Origin of the sequence: Achromobacter sp. SD115 (assembly GCF_017355315.1) — a bacterium.
Taxonomy (GTDB): domain Bacteria; phylum Pseudomonadota; class Gammaproteobacteria; order Burkholderiales; family Burkholderiaceae_B; genus Achromobacter; species Achromobacter xylosoxidans_B.
Window position 1 is genome coordinate 196,523 of the sequence record NZ_JADIJM010000006.1, and the last position, 15,030, is coordinate 211,552.

At 62.0% G+C, this 15,030-nt stretch carries 20 protein-coding genes; 15 read left to right on the top strand and 5 right to left on the bottom strand.

Annotation, left to right across the window (positions count from 1 at the left end; translation table 11 throughout):
* The first annotated feature begins 152 nt into the window (after positions 1–152).
* From rpsG to IPU70_RS11180, 15 genes are all read left to right on the top strand, one after another.
* Entirely contained in the window at positions 153–623 is a 471-nt protein-coding gene (rpsG, locus tag IPU70_RS11110; RefSeq protein WP_006216561.1) for a 30S ribosomal protein S7, read from the top strand.
* Between the two features lie 18 nt (positions 624–641).
* Entirely contained in the window at positions 642–2,744 is a 2,103-nt protein-coding gene (gene fusA / locus IPU70_RS11115) for an elongation factor G (RefSeq protein ID WP_013397022.1), read from the top strand.
* Between the two features lie 78 nt (positions 2,745–2,822).
* Positions 2,823–4,013, top strand: coding sequence for an elongation factor Tu (tuf, locus tag IPU70_RS11120; protein WP_013397021.1), 1,191 nt, complete (start codon positions 2,823–2,825; stop codon positions 4,011–4,013).
* Between the two features lie 75 nt (positions 4,014–4,088).
* Positions 4,089–4,400, top strand: a complete 312-nt coding sequence (gene rpsJ, locus IPU70_RS11125) for a 30S ribosomal protein S10 (protein ID WP_003806903.1) — start codon at positions 4,089–4,091, stop codon at positions 4,398–4,400.
* Between the two features lie 448 nt (positions 4,401–4,848).
* Positions 4,849–5,538 carry a 50S ribosomal protein L3 gene (rplC, locus tag IPU70_RS11130; protein ID WP_008168945.1) on the top strand — a complete coding sequence of 230 codons (690 nt, stop codon included), beginning with the start codon at positions 4,849–4,851 and terminating at the stop codon, positions 5,536–5,538.
* 4 nt (positions 5,539–5,542) lie between these two features.
* Entirely contained in the window at positions 5,543–6,163 is a 621-nt protein-coding gene (gene rplD / locus IPU70_RS11135; RefSeq protein WP_013397019.1) for a 50S ribosomal protein L4, read from the top strand.
* Complete coding sequence (rplW, locus tag IPU70_RS11140; RefSeq protein ID WP_006216557.1) at positions 6,160–6,456, top strand: 50S ribosomal protein L23; 297 nt, start codon at positions 6,160–6,162, stop codon at positions 6,454–6,456. The genes rplD and rplW overlap by 4 nt, the downstream gene beginning before the upstream one ends.
* Positions 6,457–7,284 carry a 50S ribosomal protein L2 gene (gene rplB, locus IPU70_RS11145; RefSeq protein WP_013397018.1) on the top strand — a complete coding sequence of 276 codons (828 nt, stop codon included), beginning with the start codon at positions 6,457–6,459 and terminating at the stop codon, positions 7,282–7,284. It abuts the gene before it with no gap.
* A gap of 12 nt (positions 7,285–7,296) precedes the next feature.
* Entirely contained in the window at positions 7,297–7,572 is a 276-nt protein-coding gene (gene rpsS / locus IPU70_RS11150) for a 30S ribosomal protein S19 (protein ID WP_006216555.1), read from the top strand.
* A 3-nt stretch (positions 7,573–7,575) separates the two neighbouring features.
* Positions 7,576–7,905 (top strand): 50S ribosomal protein L22, encoded by a 330-nt coding sequence (gene rplV, locus IPU70_RS11155; RefSeq protein WP_013397017.1) that lies wholly within the window; start codon positions 7,576–7,578, stop codon positions 7,903–7,905.
* 9 nt (positions 7,906–7,914) lie between these two features.
* A complete protein-coding gene (rpsC, locus tag IPU70_RS11160) occupies positions 7,915–8,709 on the top strand; it encodes a 30S ribosomal protein S3 (RefSeq protein WP_006216553.1) in 795 nt (264 codons plus the stop codon).
* Positions 8,710–8,711: 2 nt separating this feature from the next.
* Positions 8,712–9,128 carry a 50S ribosomal protein L16 gene (gene rplP, locus IPU70_RS11165; protein ID WP_006392071.1) on the top strand — a complete coding sequence of 139 codons (417 nt, stop codon included), beginning with the start codon at positions 8,712–8,714 and terminating at the stop codon, positions 9,126–9,128.
* 11 nt (positions 9,129–9,139) lie between these two features.
* The gene (gene rpmC / locus IPU70_RS11170; protein WP_003806912.1) at positions 9,140–9,331 is read left to right on the top strand and encodes a 50S ribosomal protein L29; all 192 of its coding nucleotides are present in this window, start codon (positions 9,140–9,142) and stop codon (positions 9,329–9,331) included.
* Positions 9,332–9,333: 2 nt separating this feature from the next.
* On the top strand, positions 9,334–9,615 hold the full coding sequence (gene rpsQ / locus IPU70_RS11175) for a 30S ribosomal protein S17 (RefSeq protein WP_006216549.1): 282 nt from the start codon (positions 9,334–9,336) through the stop codon (positions 9,613–9,615).
* A gap of 114 nt (positions 9,616–9,729) precedes the next feature.
* Entirely contained in the window at positions 9,730–10,215 is a 486-nt protein-coding gene (locus IPU70_RS11180; protein ID WP_207467309.1) for a hypothetical protein, read from the top strand.
* A gap of 12 nt (positions 10,216–10,227) precedes the next feature.
* Here the strand turns inward: IPU70_RS11180 and IPU70_RS11185 are convergent, their stop codons facing one another.
* From IPU70_RS11185 to IPU70_RS11205, 5 genes are read right to left on the bottom strand one after another with little or no spacing between them, the layout of a single operon-like run.
* Positions 10,228–11,295, bottom strand: a complete 1,068-nt coding sequence (locus IPU70_RS11185) for a branched-chain amino acid ABC transporter permease (RefSeq protein WP_207467311.1) — start codon at positions 11,293–11,295, stop codon at positions 10,228–10,230.
* An 11-nt stretch (positions 11,296–11,306) separates the two neighbouring features.
* Positions 11,307–12,317 carry a branched-chain amino acid ABC transporter permease gene (locus tag IPU70_RS11190; RefSeq protein WP_207467313.1) on the bottom strand — a complete coding sequence of 337 codons (1,011 nt, stop codon included), beginning with the start codon at positions 12,315–12,317 and terminating at the stop codon, positions 11,307–11,309.
* Positions 12,314–13,063 (bottom strand): ABC transporter ATP-binding protein, encoded by a 750-nt coding sequence (locus IPU70_RS11195; RefSeq protein WP_207467315.1) that lies wholly within the window; start codon positions 13,061–13,063, stop codon positions 12,314–12,316. Before IPU70_RS11195 ends, IPU70_RS11190 begins: the two co-directional genes overlap by 4 nt.
* Positions 13,060–13,830, bottom strand: a complete 771-nt coding sequence (locus tag IPU70_RS11200; RefSeq protein ID WP_207467317.1) for an ABC transporter ATP-binding protein — start codon at positions 13,828–13,830, stop codon at positions 13,060–13,062. The genes IPU70_RS11195 and IPU70_RS11200 overlap by 4 nt, the downstream gene beginning before the upstream one ends.
* A gap of 15 nt (positions 13,831–13,845) precedes the next feature.
* Positions 13,846–15,018, bottom strand: coding sequence for a substrate-binding domain-containing protein (locus tag IPU70_RS11205; RefSeq protein WP_013397011.1), 1,173 nt, complete (start codon positions 15,016–15,018; stop codon positions 13,846–13,848).
* Positions 15,019–15,030 lie beyond the last annotated feature (12 nt).

The window sequence follows — 15,030 nt, forward strand, 5'->3', positions numbered from 1 at the left end:
TACCCCCGCGTGGCGGCAGTCCGTCACTAGGGAAGTGCGACCGCGCCATCCAGATGATGGGAAGGTGCGCGGCACGTAAGGGGTCGTCTCCATGGACGGCCATGGCCGTGTAATGAAACACGGTTCAACTGAACAGACACAAGGAAGCAACAATGCCCCGTCGTCGCGAAGTACCCAAGCGCGAGATTCTGCCCGATCCCAAGTTCGGCAGCGTCGAACTCGCCAAGTTCATGAACGTCGTCATGCTGGACGGTAAGAAGGCCGTCGCCGAGCGCATCGTCTACGGTGCCCTCGAGCAAGTGCAAACCAAGACCGGCAAGGAGCCGATCGAAGTTTTCAGCCTGGCGATCAACAACATCAAGCCGATCGTCGAAGTGAAGAGCCGCCGCGTTGGCGGTGCCAACTACCAAGTGCCGGTTGAAGTGCGCCCCGTGCGCCGCCTGGCCCTGGCTATGCGTTGGCTCCGTGAAGCCGCCAAGAAGCGTGGCGAGAAGTCGATGGATCTGCGTCTTGCTGGCGAACTGATCGACGCCTCCGAAGGTCGTGGCGCCGCGATGAAGAAGCGCGAAGACACGCACAAGATGGCAGAGGCCAACAAGGCCTTCAGCCATTTCCGCTGGTAATTTAAGGACTAACCCACCATGGCCCGCAAAACCCCGATCGAGCGCTATCGCAACATTGGTATCTCTGCGCACATCGATGCAGGGAAAACCACCACGACCGAACGTATCCTGTTCTACACCGGCGTCAATCACAAGATTGGCGAAGTGCATGATGGCGCAGCCACCATGGACTGGATGGAACAAGAACAAGAGCGTGGCATCACCATTACGTCGGCAGCAACGACGGCGTTTTGGCGTGGCATGGCGAAGAACTATCCCGAACACCGCATCAACATCATCGACACCCCGGGACACGTGGACTTCACCATCGAGGTGGAACGTTCCATGCGCGTCCTGGACGGTGCTTGCATGGTCTACTGCGCGGTGGGCGGTGTTCAGCCCCAGTCCGAAACCGTGTGGCGCCAAGCCAACAAGTACGGCGTGCCGCGTCTGGCCTTCGTCAACAAGATGGACCGCACCGGCGCCAACTTCTTCAAGGTCTATGACCAGCTGAAGAACCGCCTGCGCGCCAATCCCGTGCCGATCGTGATTCCCATCGGCGCCGAAGACACGTTCCAAGGCGTGGTCGACCTGGTCAAGATGAAGGCGATCATTTGGGACGAAGCCAGCCAAGGCATCAAGTTCGACTACGCAGACGTTCCGGCCGAGCTGGAAGGCCTGGCGAACGAATGGCGCGAAAAGCTGGTTGAAGCGGCTGCTGAATCGTCCGAAGAGCTGATGAACAAGTACCTGGAAACGGGTTCGCTCGACGAAGAAGAAATCAACCTGGCCATCCGTCAACGCACCATCGCTGGCGAAATCCAGCCGATGCTGTGTGGCACCGCCTTCAAGAACAAGGGCGTGCAGCGCATGCTGGACGCGGTCATCGACTACCTGCCTTCGCCCGTGGACATTCCCGCGGTTGACGGCCAGGACGACGATGGCAACCCCGTCACGCGTGAAGCCAACGACGACGAGAAGTTCTCGGCCCTGGCGTTCAAGCTGATGAGCGATCCGTTCGTGGGTCAGTTGACCTTCGTGCGCGTTTACTCGGGCGTCCTGAAGTCGGGCGATACGGTCTACAACCCCATCAAGGGCAAGAAGGAACGTATCGGCCGCATTCTGCAGATGCACGCGAACAACCGCGAAGAAATCAAGGAAGTGTTGGCAGGCGACATCGCCGCCGTGGTGGGTCTGAAAGACGTGACCACCGGCGAAACGCTGTGCGACATCGACTCCCACATCCTGCTCGAACGCATGATTTTCCCGGAGCCCGTGATTTCGCAGGCCGTGGAACCCAAGTCCAAGGCTGACCAGGAAAAGATGGGCCTGGCGCTGTCGCGCCTGGCGCAGGAAGATCCGTCGTTCCGCGTGCGCAGCGACGAAGAATCCGGCCAGACCATCATTTCCGGTATGGGCGAGCTGCACCTGGAAATTCTGGTTGACCGCATGAAGCGCGAATTCGGCGTGGAAGCGAACGTCGGCAAGCCGCAAGTGGCTTACCGTGAAACCATCCGCAAGACCTGCGACGAAGTTGAAGGCAAGTTCGTCAAGCAGTCGGGCGGTCGCGGCCAGTACGGTCACGTGGTTCTGAAGGTCGAGCCCTTGGCTCCTGGCGGCGGCTACGAATTCGTGGACGCCATCAAGGGCGGCGTGGTTCCTCGCGAGTACATTCCCGCGGTGGACAAGGGCATCCAGGAAACGCTGCCTTCGGGCGTGCTGGCTGGCTACCCGATCGTCGACGTCAAGGTCACGCTGTTCTTCGGTTCGTACCACGATGTGGACTCGAACGAAAACGCGTTCAAGATGGCCGGCTCCATGGCATTCAAGGAAGGTCTGCGCAAGGCCAGCCCCGTGCTGCTGGAACCGATGATGGCCGTTGAAGTCGAAACGCCTGAAGACTACGCTGGTACCGTGATGGGCGATCTGTCCTCGCGTCGCGGCATGGTTCAGGGCATGGACGACATGGTTGGCGGCGGCAAGACCATCAAGGCCGAAGTTCCGCTGGCCGAGATGTTCGGTTACGCCACGAACCTGCGTTCGCTGACGCAAGGTCGTGCCACGTACACGATGGAATTCAAGCATTACTCCGAGGCCCCCAAGAACGTCGCTGACGAAGTCATCGCCGCTCGGGCCAAGTAAATAACCCTTGCCGGGGCCGTCCATCCGGACGGTCCTGGCAGAAATCCAAGTTTCCTTGAAAGTCAAAGGATAGAGATCATGGCAAAAGGCAAGTTTGAACGTACCAAGCCGCACGTGAACGTGGGTACGATTGGTCACGTTGACCACGGCAAAACGACGTTGACGGCCGCTATCACGACCGTTCTGTCGAACAAGTTCGGTGGCGAAGCCAAGGGCTACGACCAGATCGATGCGACTCCTGAAGAAAAGGCTCGCGGCATCACGATCAACACGGCTCACGTCGAGTACGAAACGGAAGCGCGTCACTACGCGCACGTTGACTGCCCGGGCCACGCTGACTACGTGAAGAACATGATCACGGGCGCGGCGCAAATGGACGGCGCGATCCTGGTGGTGTCGGCCGCTGACGGCCCGATGCCGCAGACCCGCGAACACATCCTGCTGTCGCGCCAGGTTGGCGTGCCGTACATCATCGTCTTCCTGAACAAGGCTGACATGGTTGACGACGCCGAGCTGCTCGAGCTGGTGGAAATGGAAGTTCGCGAGCTTCTGTCGAAGTACGACTTCCCGGGCGACGACACGCCGATCGTGAAGGGTTCGGCCAAGCTGGCGCTGGAAGGCGACAAGGGCGAACTGGGCGAACAAGCCATCATGGCTCTGGCTGCTGCACTGGATTCGTACATCCCGACGCCCGAGCGCGCCGTGGACGGCACGTTCCTGATGCCGGTTGAAGACGTGTTCTCGATCTCGGGTCGCGGCACCGTGGTGACCGGCCGTATCGAACGCGGCATCGTCAAGGTCGGCGAAGAAATCGAAATCGTCGGTATCGTTCCGACGGTCAAGACGACTTGCACGGGCGTGGAAATGTTCCGCAAGCTGCTGGACCAAGGTCAAGCGGGCGACAACGTGGGCATCCTGCTGCGCGGCACCAAGCGTGAAGACGTCCAGCGCGGCCAAGTGCTGGCCAAGCCGGGCTCGATCACCCCGCACACGGACTTCACGTCCGAGGTGTACATCCTGTCCAAGGAAGAAGGCGGCCGTCACACTCCGTTCTTCCAGGGCTATCGTCCCCAGTTCTACTTCCGCACGACGGACGTGACGGGCACGATCGAGCTGCCGGCCGACAAGGAAATGGTTCTGCCGGGCGACAACGTGGCCATGACGGTCAAGCTGTTGGCTCCGATCGCCATGGAAGAAGGCCTGCGTTTCGCCATCCGTGAAGGCGGTCGTACCGTCGGCGCCGGCGTCGTCGCCAAGATCCTGAAGTAATCCGGATCACTTAAGCAGCACACAACCAGCGGGGGTGGCCTCGTCGCCCCCGCCTCTCGTTCTTTAGGAAACGCCATGAAAAACCAAAAGATCCGTATCCGCTTGAAAGCCTTCGATTACAAGCTGATCGATCAATCGGCCGCTGAAATCGTCGACACCGCCAAGCGTACCGGCGCCGTTGTCCGCGGCCCGGTGCCGCTGCCCACGCGTATCCGTCGCTATGACGTCCTGCGTTCGCCGCACGTCAACAAGACGTCGCGCGACCAGTTCGAAATCCGCACGCACCAGCGCCTGATGGACATCGTTGATCCCACCGACAAGACCGTTGACGCCCTGATGCGTCTCGACCTGCCGGCCGGCGTCGACGTCGAAATCGCGCTGCAGTAAGTAAAGCGTATCGGGCCTGCTACCTTCGCCGGCAGGCACGAAAAAGATGGCCGCTTCCTTATGGATGCGGCCATTTTGTTTTGGGGCATGCCGTGCGCACGACGCTTATCCAGGGGCGGGGGAAGGGCGATCAAACCGCCTTCAAACTCCAGTTAGCGGGCGCTCACTGCCGTAGTCAGGTCCGTCAGGCAGAGCCGTCGCTGCCCACACTCGTGGAGTGTGGCGAAATCGCCCTTTGCACTGCAGCCGAAACGGGCTAAGTGCTTGTGCTGACTGAAAAAAACGTGCTAATATGCCAAGCTTGCCATTTTGTGGCAAGAACAACTATGGAAAAAAGGAAGGCGCACTCCGCCTGAATTCAGACCAAGTTGAACATAGTCGTAGGGCAAAGGCCGTTACCTTTTGCCTGATTAGCCCCGACCAATCGCAGTCGGGAATGGAGAAAACGATGTCGAATTCGACACCCACGCCCGCCGCTCACCGGCTGGGGCTGGTGGGTCGCAAGGTCGGCATGACCCGCATTTTTACCGAGGAAGGTGAATCCATCCCGGTGACCGTGCTGGACGTGTCGAACAACCGCGTGACCCAAGTTAAGTCGCTGGAAACCGACGGCTATGCCGCGATCCAGGTGGCTTATGGCACTCGTCGTGCCTCGCGCGTGGCTCAGCCGCAAACGGGCCACTACGCCAAAGCCGGCGCTGAAGCCGGTAGCATCCTCAAAGAATTCCGCCTTGATCCCGCTCGCGCCGCTGAATTTGCGGCCGGTTCCGTGATCGCCGTGGAATCGGTGTTCGAAGCCGGCCAACAGGTCGACGTCACGGGCACCACCATTGGTAAAGGCTTCGCCGGTACCATCAAGCGCCACAACTTCGGTTCGCAACGCGCGTCGCACGGTAACTCCCGTTCGCACCGCGTCCCGGGCTCGATTGGTCAAGCTCAAGATCCGGGCCGTATTTTCCCGGGTAAGCGCATGGCCGGTCACCTGGGTGATGTCACCCGCACCGTTCAAAACCTCGACGTCGTTCGCGTTGACGTTGAGCGTGGCCTGCTGCTGGTCAAGGGCGCTGTCCCCGGCCACGCTGGCGCCGACATCGTCGTGCGCCCGGCCATCAAGGCCCCGGCCAAGAAGGGAGCATAAGTAAATGGATCTCAAGCTCCTGAACGACCAAGGTCAGGCCGCTGCTACGTTCAGCGCACCCGACACCATCTTCGGCCGTGACTTCAACGAAGCGCTGATTCATCAGATCGTGGTGGCTTTCCAAGCCAACGCCCGTTCGGGTAACCGCGCTCAGAAGGATCGCACTGAAGTCAAGCACTCGACCAAGAAGCCCTGGCGCCAGAAGGGTACCGGCCGCGCTCGCGCCGGTATGACTTCGTCGCCGCTGTGGCGTGGCGGTGGTCGGATTTTCCCGAACTCGCCGGAAGAGAACTTCAGCCAGAAGGTCAACAAGAAGATGTACCGCGCCGGGATCCGTTCGATCCTGTCGCAGCTCGCTCGCGAAGACCGCATCGCTGTTGTCGAATCGTTCGATCTGGCATCGCCCAAGACCAAGGACGCGGCTGCAAAGCTGAAGAGCCTGGGCCTGGACTCGGTCCTGATCATCACCGACAGCGTTGATGAAAATGTTTACCTCGCCACCCGCAACCTGCCGCACGTTGCTGTTGTCGAGCCCCGTTATGCCGATCCGTTGTCGCTGGTCCACTACAAGAAAGTGCTGATCACCAAGCCGGCCATCGCTCAACTCGAGGAGATGCTGGGATGAACGCTGAACGCTTGATGCAAGTCATTCTGGCCCCGATCGTGACCGAAAAGGCCACCTTCGTCGCTGAGAAGAATCAGCAAGTCGCTTTCCGTGTCGTGGCTGACGCTACCAAGCCGGAAATTAAGGCTGCCGTCGAACTGCTCTTCAAGGTGCAGGTCGAGTCCGTGCAGGTCCTCAACCGTAAGGGCAAAGTCAAGCGCTTTGGCCGATTCGTTGGCCGTCGTCGCAATGAGCGCAAGGCTTACGTGTCGCTCAAGGACGGCCAGGAAATCGACTTTGCGGAGGTGAAGTAAATGGCCCTCGTAAAAGTTAAGCCGACTTCGGCTGGCCGCCGTGGCATGGTGAAGGTTGTCAGCCCGAACCTGCACAAGGGTGAGCCCTACGCGCCGCTGCTGGAAAAGAAGACCCGTGGTTCTGGCCGTAACAACAACGGTCACATCACGATCCGTCATCGTGGCGGTGGCCACAAGCAGCACTACCGCGTCGTCGACTTCCGTCGCGACAAGGATGGCATTCCGGCAAAGGTCGAGCGTCTGGAATATGACCCCAACCGTACGGCGCACATCGCTCTGCTGTGCTACGCCGACGGCGAGCGTCGTTACATCATCGCTCCGCGCGGTCTGGAAGTTGGCGCCACGCTGCTGTCGGGCGTCGAAGCCCCGATCCGCGCTGGCAACACGCTGCCGATCCGCAACATCCCGGTGGGTACGACGATTCACTGCGTCGAAATGCTGCCTGGCAAGGGTGCTCAGATGGTCCGCTCGGCCGGCGCTTCCGCCGTCCTGCTGGCTCGCGAAGGCATCTACGCTCAAGTGCGTCTGCGCTCCGGTGAAGTCCGCCGTGTGCACATCGAATGCCGCGCCACCATCGGTGAAGTCGGTAACGAAGAACACAGCCTGCGCCAAATCGGCAAGGCCGGTGCAATGCGTTGGCGCGGTATCCGCCCGACGGTTCGTGGCGTTGCCATGAACCCGGTGGATCACCCGCACGGTGGCGGCGAAGGCCGTACCGGTGAAGCACGCGAACCGGTCAGCCCGTGGGGCACCCCGGCGAAGGGTTTCAAGACCCGTCGCAACAAGCGGACGAACAATATGATCGTCCAACGGCGCAAGCGCAAGTAAGAGGCGAACACTATGTCACGTTCGATCAAGAAAGGCCCGTTTGTCGATGCTCACCTGATCAAAAAGGTGGACACGGCCGTCGCGGGCAAAGACAAGAAGCCGATCAAGACCTGGTCGCGTCGCTCCACGATCCTGCCCGAGTTCATCGGTCTGACGATCGCTGTGCACAACGGCAAGCAGCACGTTCCCGTTTACATCAACGAGAACATGGTCGGTCACAAGCTGGGCGAGTTCGCGCTGACCCGTACGTTCAAGGGTCACGCCGCGGACAAGAAGGCGAAGAGGTAAGCGATGGAAACTACTGCCATTATCCGTGGGGTTCACATCTCCGCTCAAAAGACCCGACTGGTTGCGGACCTGATCCGCGGCAAGTCCGTCTCGCAAGCGCTGAACATCCTCACCTTCTCGCCGAAGAAGGCTGCCGTCATCCTGAAGAAGGCTGTCGAGTCCGCCATCGCCAACGCCGAGCACAACGACGGCGCCGACATCGACGAACTGAAAGTCACCACGATTTTTGTGGACAAGGCTCAGTCGATGAAGCGCTTCTCCGCTCGCGCCAAGGGCCGCGGCAACCGTATCGAGAAGCAGACCTGCCACATCACGGTCAAGGTCGGAGCTTAAGGAGTCACGATGGGTCAGAAAATTCACCCCACTGGGTTCCGTCTCGCGGTCACCCGTAATTGGTCCTCGCGTTGGTTCGCCGACGACAAGGCCTTCGGCACGATGCTGGCCGAAGACATTCGCGTTCGCGAGTACCTGAAGAAGAAGCTCAAGAGCGCCTCCGTCGGTCGCGTGATCATCGAGCGTCCCGCCAAGAATGCCCGCATCACCGTCTACTCGGCTCGTCCGGGCGTGGTGATCGGCAAGCGCGGCGAAGACATCGAAAGCCTGAAGGCTGATCTGCAGCGCCTGATGGGCGTGCCCGTGCACGTCAACATCGAAGAAATCCGCAAGCCGGAAACCGATGCTCAACTGATCGCCGACTCGATCTCGCAACAGCTCGAGAAGCGCATCATGTTCCGCCGCGCCATGAAGCGCGCGATGCAGAACGCCATGCGTCTGGGTGCCCAAGGCATCAAGATCATGAGCTCGGGCCGTCTGAACGGTATCGAAATTGCTCGCACCGAGTGGTATCGCGAAGGCCGTGTGCCGCTGCACACCCTGAAGGCCAACATTGACTACGGCACCTCCGAAGCCCACACGACCTATGGCGTGATCGGCATCAAGGTCTGGGTCTACAAGGGCGACATGCTGGCCAACGGCGAATTGCCGCCGGAAACCGCTGCCCCGCGCGAAGAAGAACGTCGTCCGCGCCGCGCTCCGCGTGGTGATCGTCCGGACGGTGCTCGCACCGGTCGTCCGGGTGGTCGTGGTCGTGGTGGTCCCCGCAAGGCGGACGCTGCTCCGGCGCCTGAAGGAGAATAACCATGCTGCAACCCTCTCGCAGAAAGTATCGCAAAGAGCAGAAGGGCCGCAACACCGGTCTGGCGACCCGTGGTACCCACGTGTCGTTCGGCGAATACGGTCTGAAGGCCACCGGCCGTGGCCGTCTGACCGCTCGCCAGATCGAAGCTGCTCGTCGTGCCATCAATCGTCACATCAAGCGTGGCGGCCGTATCTGGATCCGCATTTTCCCGGATAAGCCCATCTCGCAGAAGCCTGCCGAAGTCCGTATGGGTAACGGTAAGGGCAACCCGGAGTACTGGGTCGCTGAAATTCAGCCCGGCAAGGTGCTCTACGAAATGGAAGGGGTTAGCGAAGAGCTCGCGCGTGAAGCTTTCCGCCTGGCCGCTGCCAAGCTGCCGATTTCGACCACGTTCGTCGCGCGTCATATCGGTGCTTAAGGAGTACTAACATGAAAGCTAGCGAACTCCGTTCGAAAGACGCCGCCGAGCTCGGCAAAGAGCTCGAAAGCCTGCTGAAGGCACAATTCGGTCTGCGTATGCAGAAGGCCACGCAGCAACTGGCCAACACCAGCCAGCTGCGCAACGTGCGTCGCGACATTGCGCGCGTTCGTACCTTGCTGACCGAGAAGGCAGGGAAATAAAGATGAGCGAAACTCAAAACACCCAAGTGGCCAAGCGCCAGCGTACGCTGGTTGGCAAGGTCGTCAGCAACAAGATGGACAAGACTGTCGTCGTGCTCGTTGAGCGCCGCGTCAAGCACCCCATCTTCGGCAAGATCATCATGCGTTCCGCGAAGTACAAGGCGCACGATGAATCGAACCAGTACAACGAAGGCGATACGGTTGAAATCGCTGAAGGCCGTCCCATCTCGCGCTCGAAGTCGTGGCGCGTGGTGCGTCTGGTTGAAGCCGCACGTATCATCTAAGTAAAGCAGTCCATCGGAACGGTCCGCCGTTCTGATATAAGACGGCAAGGGATAAAACCCTTGCCGTTTTTTTTCGTCTGGACTTTTTGCTTCGAATTCAGGGATCAGGACATCATGCGCGGTTTCGTGAACGCGGCCCACCTTGGCTTGTTGATGGTTTGCGCCTGGACGTTTGCGCTGCCGGTGGTCGCGCAGACGCGGCAGGAACCGTCGCCGGCCCAGGATCCAGCGGCCTTGGGGCAGGCCTTGCTTGATGCGGGCCCGGATGCCCGGGTGCGGCTGGACGGACTGTCGCGCGATCACGCGGCGATCTTCGGGACAGAGGACGCGAACGAGCAGGCGTTGATGGATCAGGAACGCGCCATCGCGCAGCGCAGGGAGCAGATGCGGGTGCTGGAAAAGTTGCTCAGCGAGAGGCCGGCAGTCGACCCGCGTCCGCCGGCGATGATTCCGTTGACCCCTGGCGCCGACATGACCATGCCTAGCCTGGCGCCGGCTGCGTCCAGCTCCCAATTGAACCGCGGTTCCCTGGACGACATGCAGCGCCGAATCGACGCATTGCGGCGCGAGGCCGATGCGCTGAGCCAACGCGGCCGCTGAGACAACCGTGCCTCAGCGACGTGCTGCCAACTCCCGCAGCCGCCCTGCGATGCCCGTAGGGAAGTAATACACCGACACCACAAACAGGATCCCCAGCCACAGCAACCAGCGATCCGGTTCGAACAACAGCGCCAAGGGCGCCACGCCCGACACCGCGTCGTGGATCACGTGCAGGCCGTCCTGCAGATAGCTCTGCGCGAACACGAACAGGCTGGCGCCCACCACGGCGCCATACATGGTGCCCATGCCGCCTATCACCAGCATCAGCAGGATGTTGAGCATGATCTCGAACGACAGCGAAGTATCCGGGCCGTTGTAGCGCAGCCAGAGCGCGTACATGGCGCCCGCCAGGGTAGCGAAGGCGGCGGCCAGCAGGTTGGACAGGCTGCGGTACAGCACGGTGCGGTAGCCGATGGCTTCCGCACGGAACGGGTTTTCGCGGATAGCCTGCAGTACGCGGCCGAATGGCGAATTCACGATGCGCAGCAACAGCAGGAACAGCACCACGCAGACTGCGGCGATCAGGTAATAGGTGATGACGCGGCCGTCCACCGTCACGCCGAAGATCTGTTCGGAAAAAGGCCGGAAGGCCGGCCGCAGCATCTGGGGCACCTTGAAGTTCAGGCCGTCCTCGCCGCCCGTCAGATCGGACAACTGCGATACCAGCGTCTGGAACGCGGCGGCCACCGCCAGCGTGATCATGGCGTAGAAGATGGCGCGCACGCGCAGGCTGGCCAGGCCGATCAGCAGGGCGAAGGCGAGCGATACCACCAGTCCGCCACCCAGGCCCGCGAATACCGCGGTCCAGCCCGGTTCCATGCGTATGCTGGCGATCGCCACGCCATACGCGCCGATGCCGAAGAACATGGTGTGCGCGAAGCTGACGATGCCGGTGTATCCCAGCAGCAGGTCGTAGCTGGCCACCAGAATCACGAACACCAGGATCTTGGCGGCTACCGCCAGCGACTTGGGACCGGGAAAGAGAAAGGGCGCGGCGGCGAGCAGAGCGACGATGGCGATCAGCGCCAGGGCCAGCAGCGTGCTGCGGGGGGGATCGCCGGAAAGCAGGCGTACGGACATGTCGGCGATTCCTAGCGATTCGTGACTGGATACACGCCCTGTGGACGCCACAACAAGATGGCGACCATCAGCGCAATATTCGAGAACAGGGCAGCCTTGGGCAGCAGGAATCCGGTGTAGTTGGCCATCAGTCCGACCAGCAGCGCGCCGATCAGGCAGCCCACGGTGGAACCCAGCCCGCCGATCATGATGACGATGAAAATCAGCACGTTCACCTGCGCGCCCAGTTGCGGCACGATGGATTGCTGGTACATGCCCCACAGCACGCCGCCCAGTCCCGCCAGCATCGAGCCGGCCACGAATACGCCCACGAACAGATGGCGGATGCGGTAGCCCAGGCTTTCCACCATTTCGCGGTCCTCGACGCCTGCGCGGATCAAGAGGCCCAGCTTGGTGCGGTTGAGCAGCCACAGCATGCCGCCCAGCACCAGCAGCCCCGTCAGCAGGGCGACGATGCGGAATTTCTCGATGGCGGCATCGCCCAGCAGGAAGGCCCCGCGCAGCGCTTCGGGCAACGGCAGCGAAATCGTCTGCGGCCCCCACAGCATCTTGATGATCTCTTCGCCGATGATCATGCCGCCCATGGTGATCAGGATCTGTTTCAGATGCTGTCCATAGACGGGGCGCACGATCACGCGCTCGAAGGCCAGGCCCACGGCGCCCGCGACCAGCATGCCGACGATCATGGCCGGCAGTACCGCGCCCAGGTTGATCCACAGGCTGCCGGATTGCGTCCAGTCGGCCATGGCGCCCAGCACCGTCGCTGCCATATAGGCGCCGATGGCGATGAACAGGCCATGCCCGAAGTTCAGCACGTCCATCAGGCCGAACACCAGCGTCATGCCGGAGGCCACGATGAAGATGATCATGCCCATGGCGAGCCCCGCCAGGGTCAGGGTGACCCAGGTGGAGAAGGAGCCCACCAGGGGCAGGGCCAGCGCGGCCAGGGCCAGCACCAGCAGGACCGGGCGCAGGTCCGCGCGCACGCGCGGCAGCGGGGTATCGATTTCGAGCGTGCTCATTGGTGGCTTCCCAGCGACAGGCCCAGCAGGCGCGTCTGTAGTTCGTCGTCCGAGGCCAGCTCGGCCATGCCGCCCGCGTGGACCACGCGGCCGTTGTCCATCACGGCGACGTGATCGCCCACCTGGCGCGCGAAGTTGAAGTTCTGCTCGACCAGCAGGATGGTGGTGGACGCCTGCTTCAGTTCGATGAAGGCGTCGATCATGTTCTGGATGATGGCGGGCGCCAGGCCCTTGCTGGGCTCATCCACCAGCAGCAGCCGGCGCGGCTCGATGATGGCGCGCGCGACCGCCAGCATTTGCTTCTGCCCGCCGGAAAGCTTGCCGGCCGGATGCAGCCAGAACTTCTTCAGCGCCGGAAAGAACCCGAAGATCCACTCCAGCCTTGCGGTGTCCAGCTGGCTGGCGTTGCGGGCCTGGCGCGCCGCCAGCAGGATGTTCTCCTTCACCGACAGGTCGGCGAAGATGCCCATGTTCTCCGGCACGTAAGCCATGCCCATGCGTGCCATGTCGGGCGGCGTGGTGCGCGTGCCAGGGCCGCCGACGGGCGCACCGTCGAAGCTCACCTGACCCTGCGACGCGCGCCACAATCCCATGATGGTGCGCAGCGTGGTGGTCTTGCCGGCTCCGTTGCGGCCCAGCAGCATGGTCACCGCCGCGGGCGGCACGGTGAGATCCACGCCGTGCAGGATGTGGTACGCGCCGATGTGCGTGTGCACGTCCTTCAGTTCCAGCAGCGCTTGCGTCATGCCGCCTTCTCCGCCGGGCTGACGCCCAGATAGGCCTGTTGCACGATGGGCGAGGCGATCACCGTCGCGGGGTCGCCATCGGCCATCAGCTGGCCGTTGTGCAGCACCACGATGCGGTCCGCCAATTCACGCACCACGTCCATCTTGTGTTCCACCAGCAGAATCGTTTTGCTCGGGTCGCTCTTGATTTCGCGGATCAGTTCCAGCACTACGGGCACATCGTCCACGCTCATGCCTGCCGTCGGCTCGTCGAACATGAATACCTGCGGTTCCAGGGCGATCAGCATGGCGATCTCCAGCTTGCGCTGGTCGCCATGCGGCAAGTCGGCGGCGGACTGGTCGCGGCGCGGGGACAGGCGGGTGCGTTCGAGCAGCGCGTCGGCGCGCTCGATCAGGCCGCGGTCGTCGCTCCAGGTGCGCCAGAAGCGGATCTGGCGCCAGCCCATCCCTTGTTGGCGCGACTGCAGGGCCAGCCGCACGTTTTCATGCACGCTCAGGCGCGGGAACAGCTGGGTCAGCTGAAACGCGCGGCCCAGCCCCGCATGCATGCGCGCGGGCGCGGCCAGCGAGGTCAGGTCGCGCCCGTTCAGGCGCACCGTCCCGGCGCTGGCGCGCAGCTGGCCGGAGATCAGATTGAAGTAGGTGGTCTTGCCCGCGCCGTTCGGGCCGACAATGGCGGTCAGGGTGCCAGGCGCATAGCTGCAGCTGACTTCGTTGACGGCCACATGTCCGCCGAAACGGATGGTGAGCGATTGGGTTTCCAGCATGGATGGGCAGCGGGATCAGCGTTTGTTCTGGATCGGCACCGACATCTGGTCCGGCGTGATTTCCTTGACCAGGTCCTGTACGGCCCACGGCACCGACGGATCGTTCTTGATGCGGAAGTGGTACATGGACTGCATGGCCTGATGGTCCTCGGGGCGGAAGGTCATCTTGCCCTTGGGCGTATCGAAGCTCATGCCTTCCATGGCCTTGATCAGCGTGTCGGTATCGGAGTCGCCCTTGGTCTTGGCCAGTGCGGTCGCGATCGCGATGCCCGAGGCCATGCCGCCCGCGGTGAAGAAGTCCGGCGGCTGGCCATAGCGCTTCTGGTGTTCCGCCACCAGCCAGTCGTTGATCGGATTCTTGGGGATGCCGTAGTAGTAATAGGTGGCGCCTTCCATGCCGGCCAGCGATTTCAATGGGGTCATCGCGGCCAGCGTGTTGCCGCCCGTGGCGATCTCGATGCCAAAGCGCTTGGGGTCGAGGTCGGCGATCTTGAACGGATTGCCCGCGCCGGCCCACAGGATGAAGATGATCTTGCGGCCCGGCTTGTCCTTCAACGCATCGAACAGGCGCTGCGCGCCGGCGGTGAAGTCGGTGGCGTTGGCCGGCAGGTATTCCTCATGCACGATCTTGGCGTTCTTCAAGGCGCCCTTGAACGCCTTCACGCCGTCGCGGCCGAAGGCGTAGTCCTGCGCCAGCATGGCGATCGAGGTGCCGGCCTGATCGAAGGCGACCGCGTTGGCGATGGCATCCTGCGATGAGTTGCGGCCAGTGCGGAAGATGTACTTGTTCCACTTGTCGCCGGTGATCGAATCCGCCACGGCGGGTTCGACCAGCAGGATCTTTTCGTATTCCTCGGCGATGGGCAGCATGGCCAGCGCGACGCCGGACGAGGTCGGGCCCACGGCGATGTCGGCGTTGTCGTCGGCATAGGCCGAGGCCAGTTGGGCGCGGGCCACGTCGGGCTTGCCCTGGTTGTCCTTTTCAATGACGCGGATCTTGCGGCCGGCGACCGTCATGGTGCCTTGGGTCGCATACTCCAGCCCCAGCATCAGGCCGTTCTGGGTCTGTTTGGCATAGGCTTCCAGGGGGCCGGTCTTGTCGTAGACGTGGGCCACGACGAAGTCTTTTGCCGCGATCGCGGAGTTCATGCAGAGGCCGGCGAGCGCGGCGAGCAGGACGCGTTTCATGGGAGTCTCCTG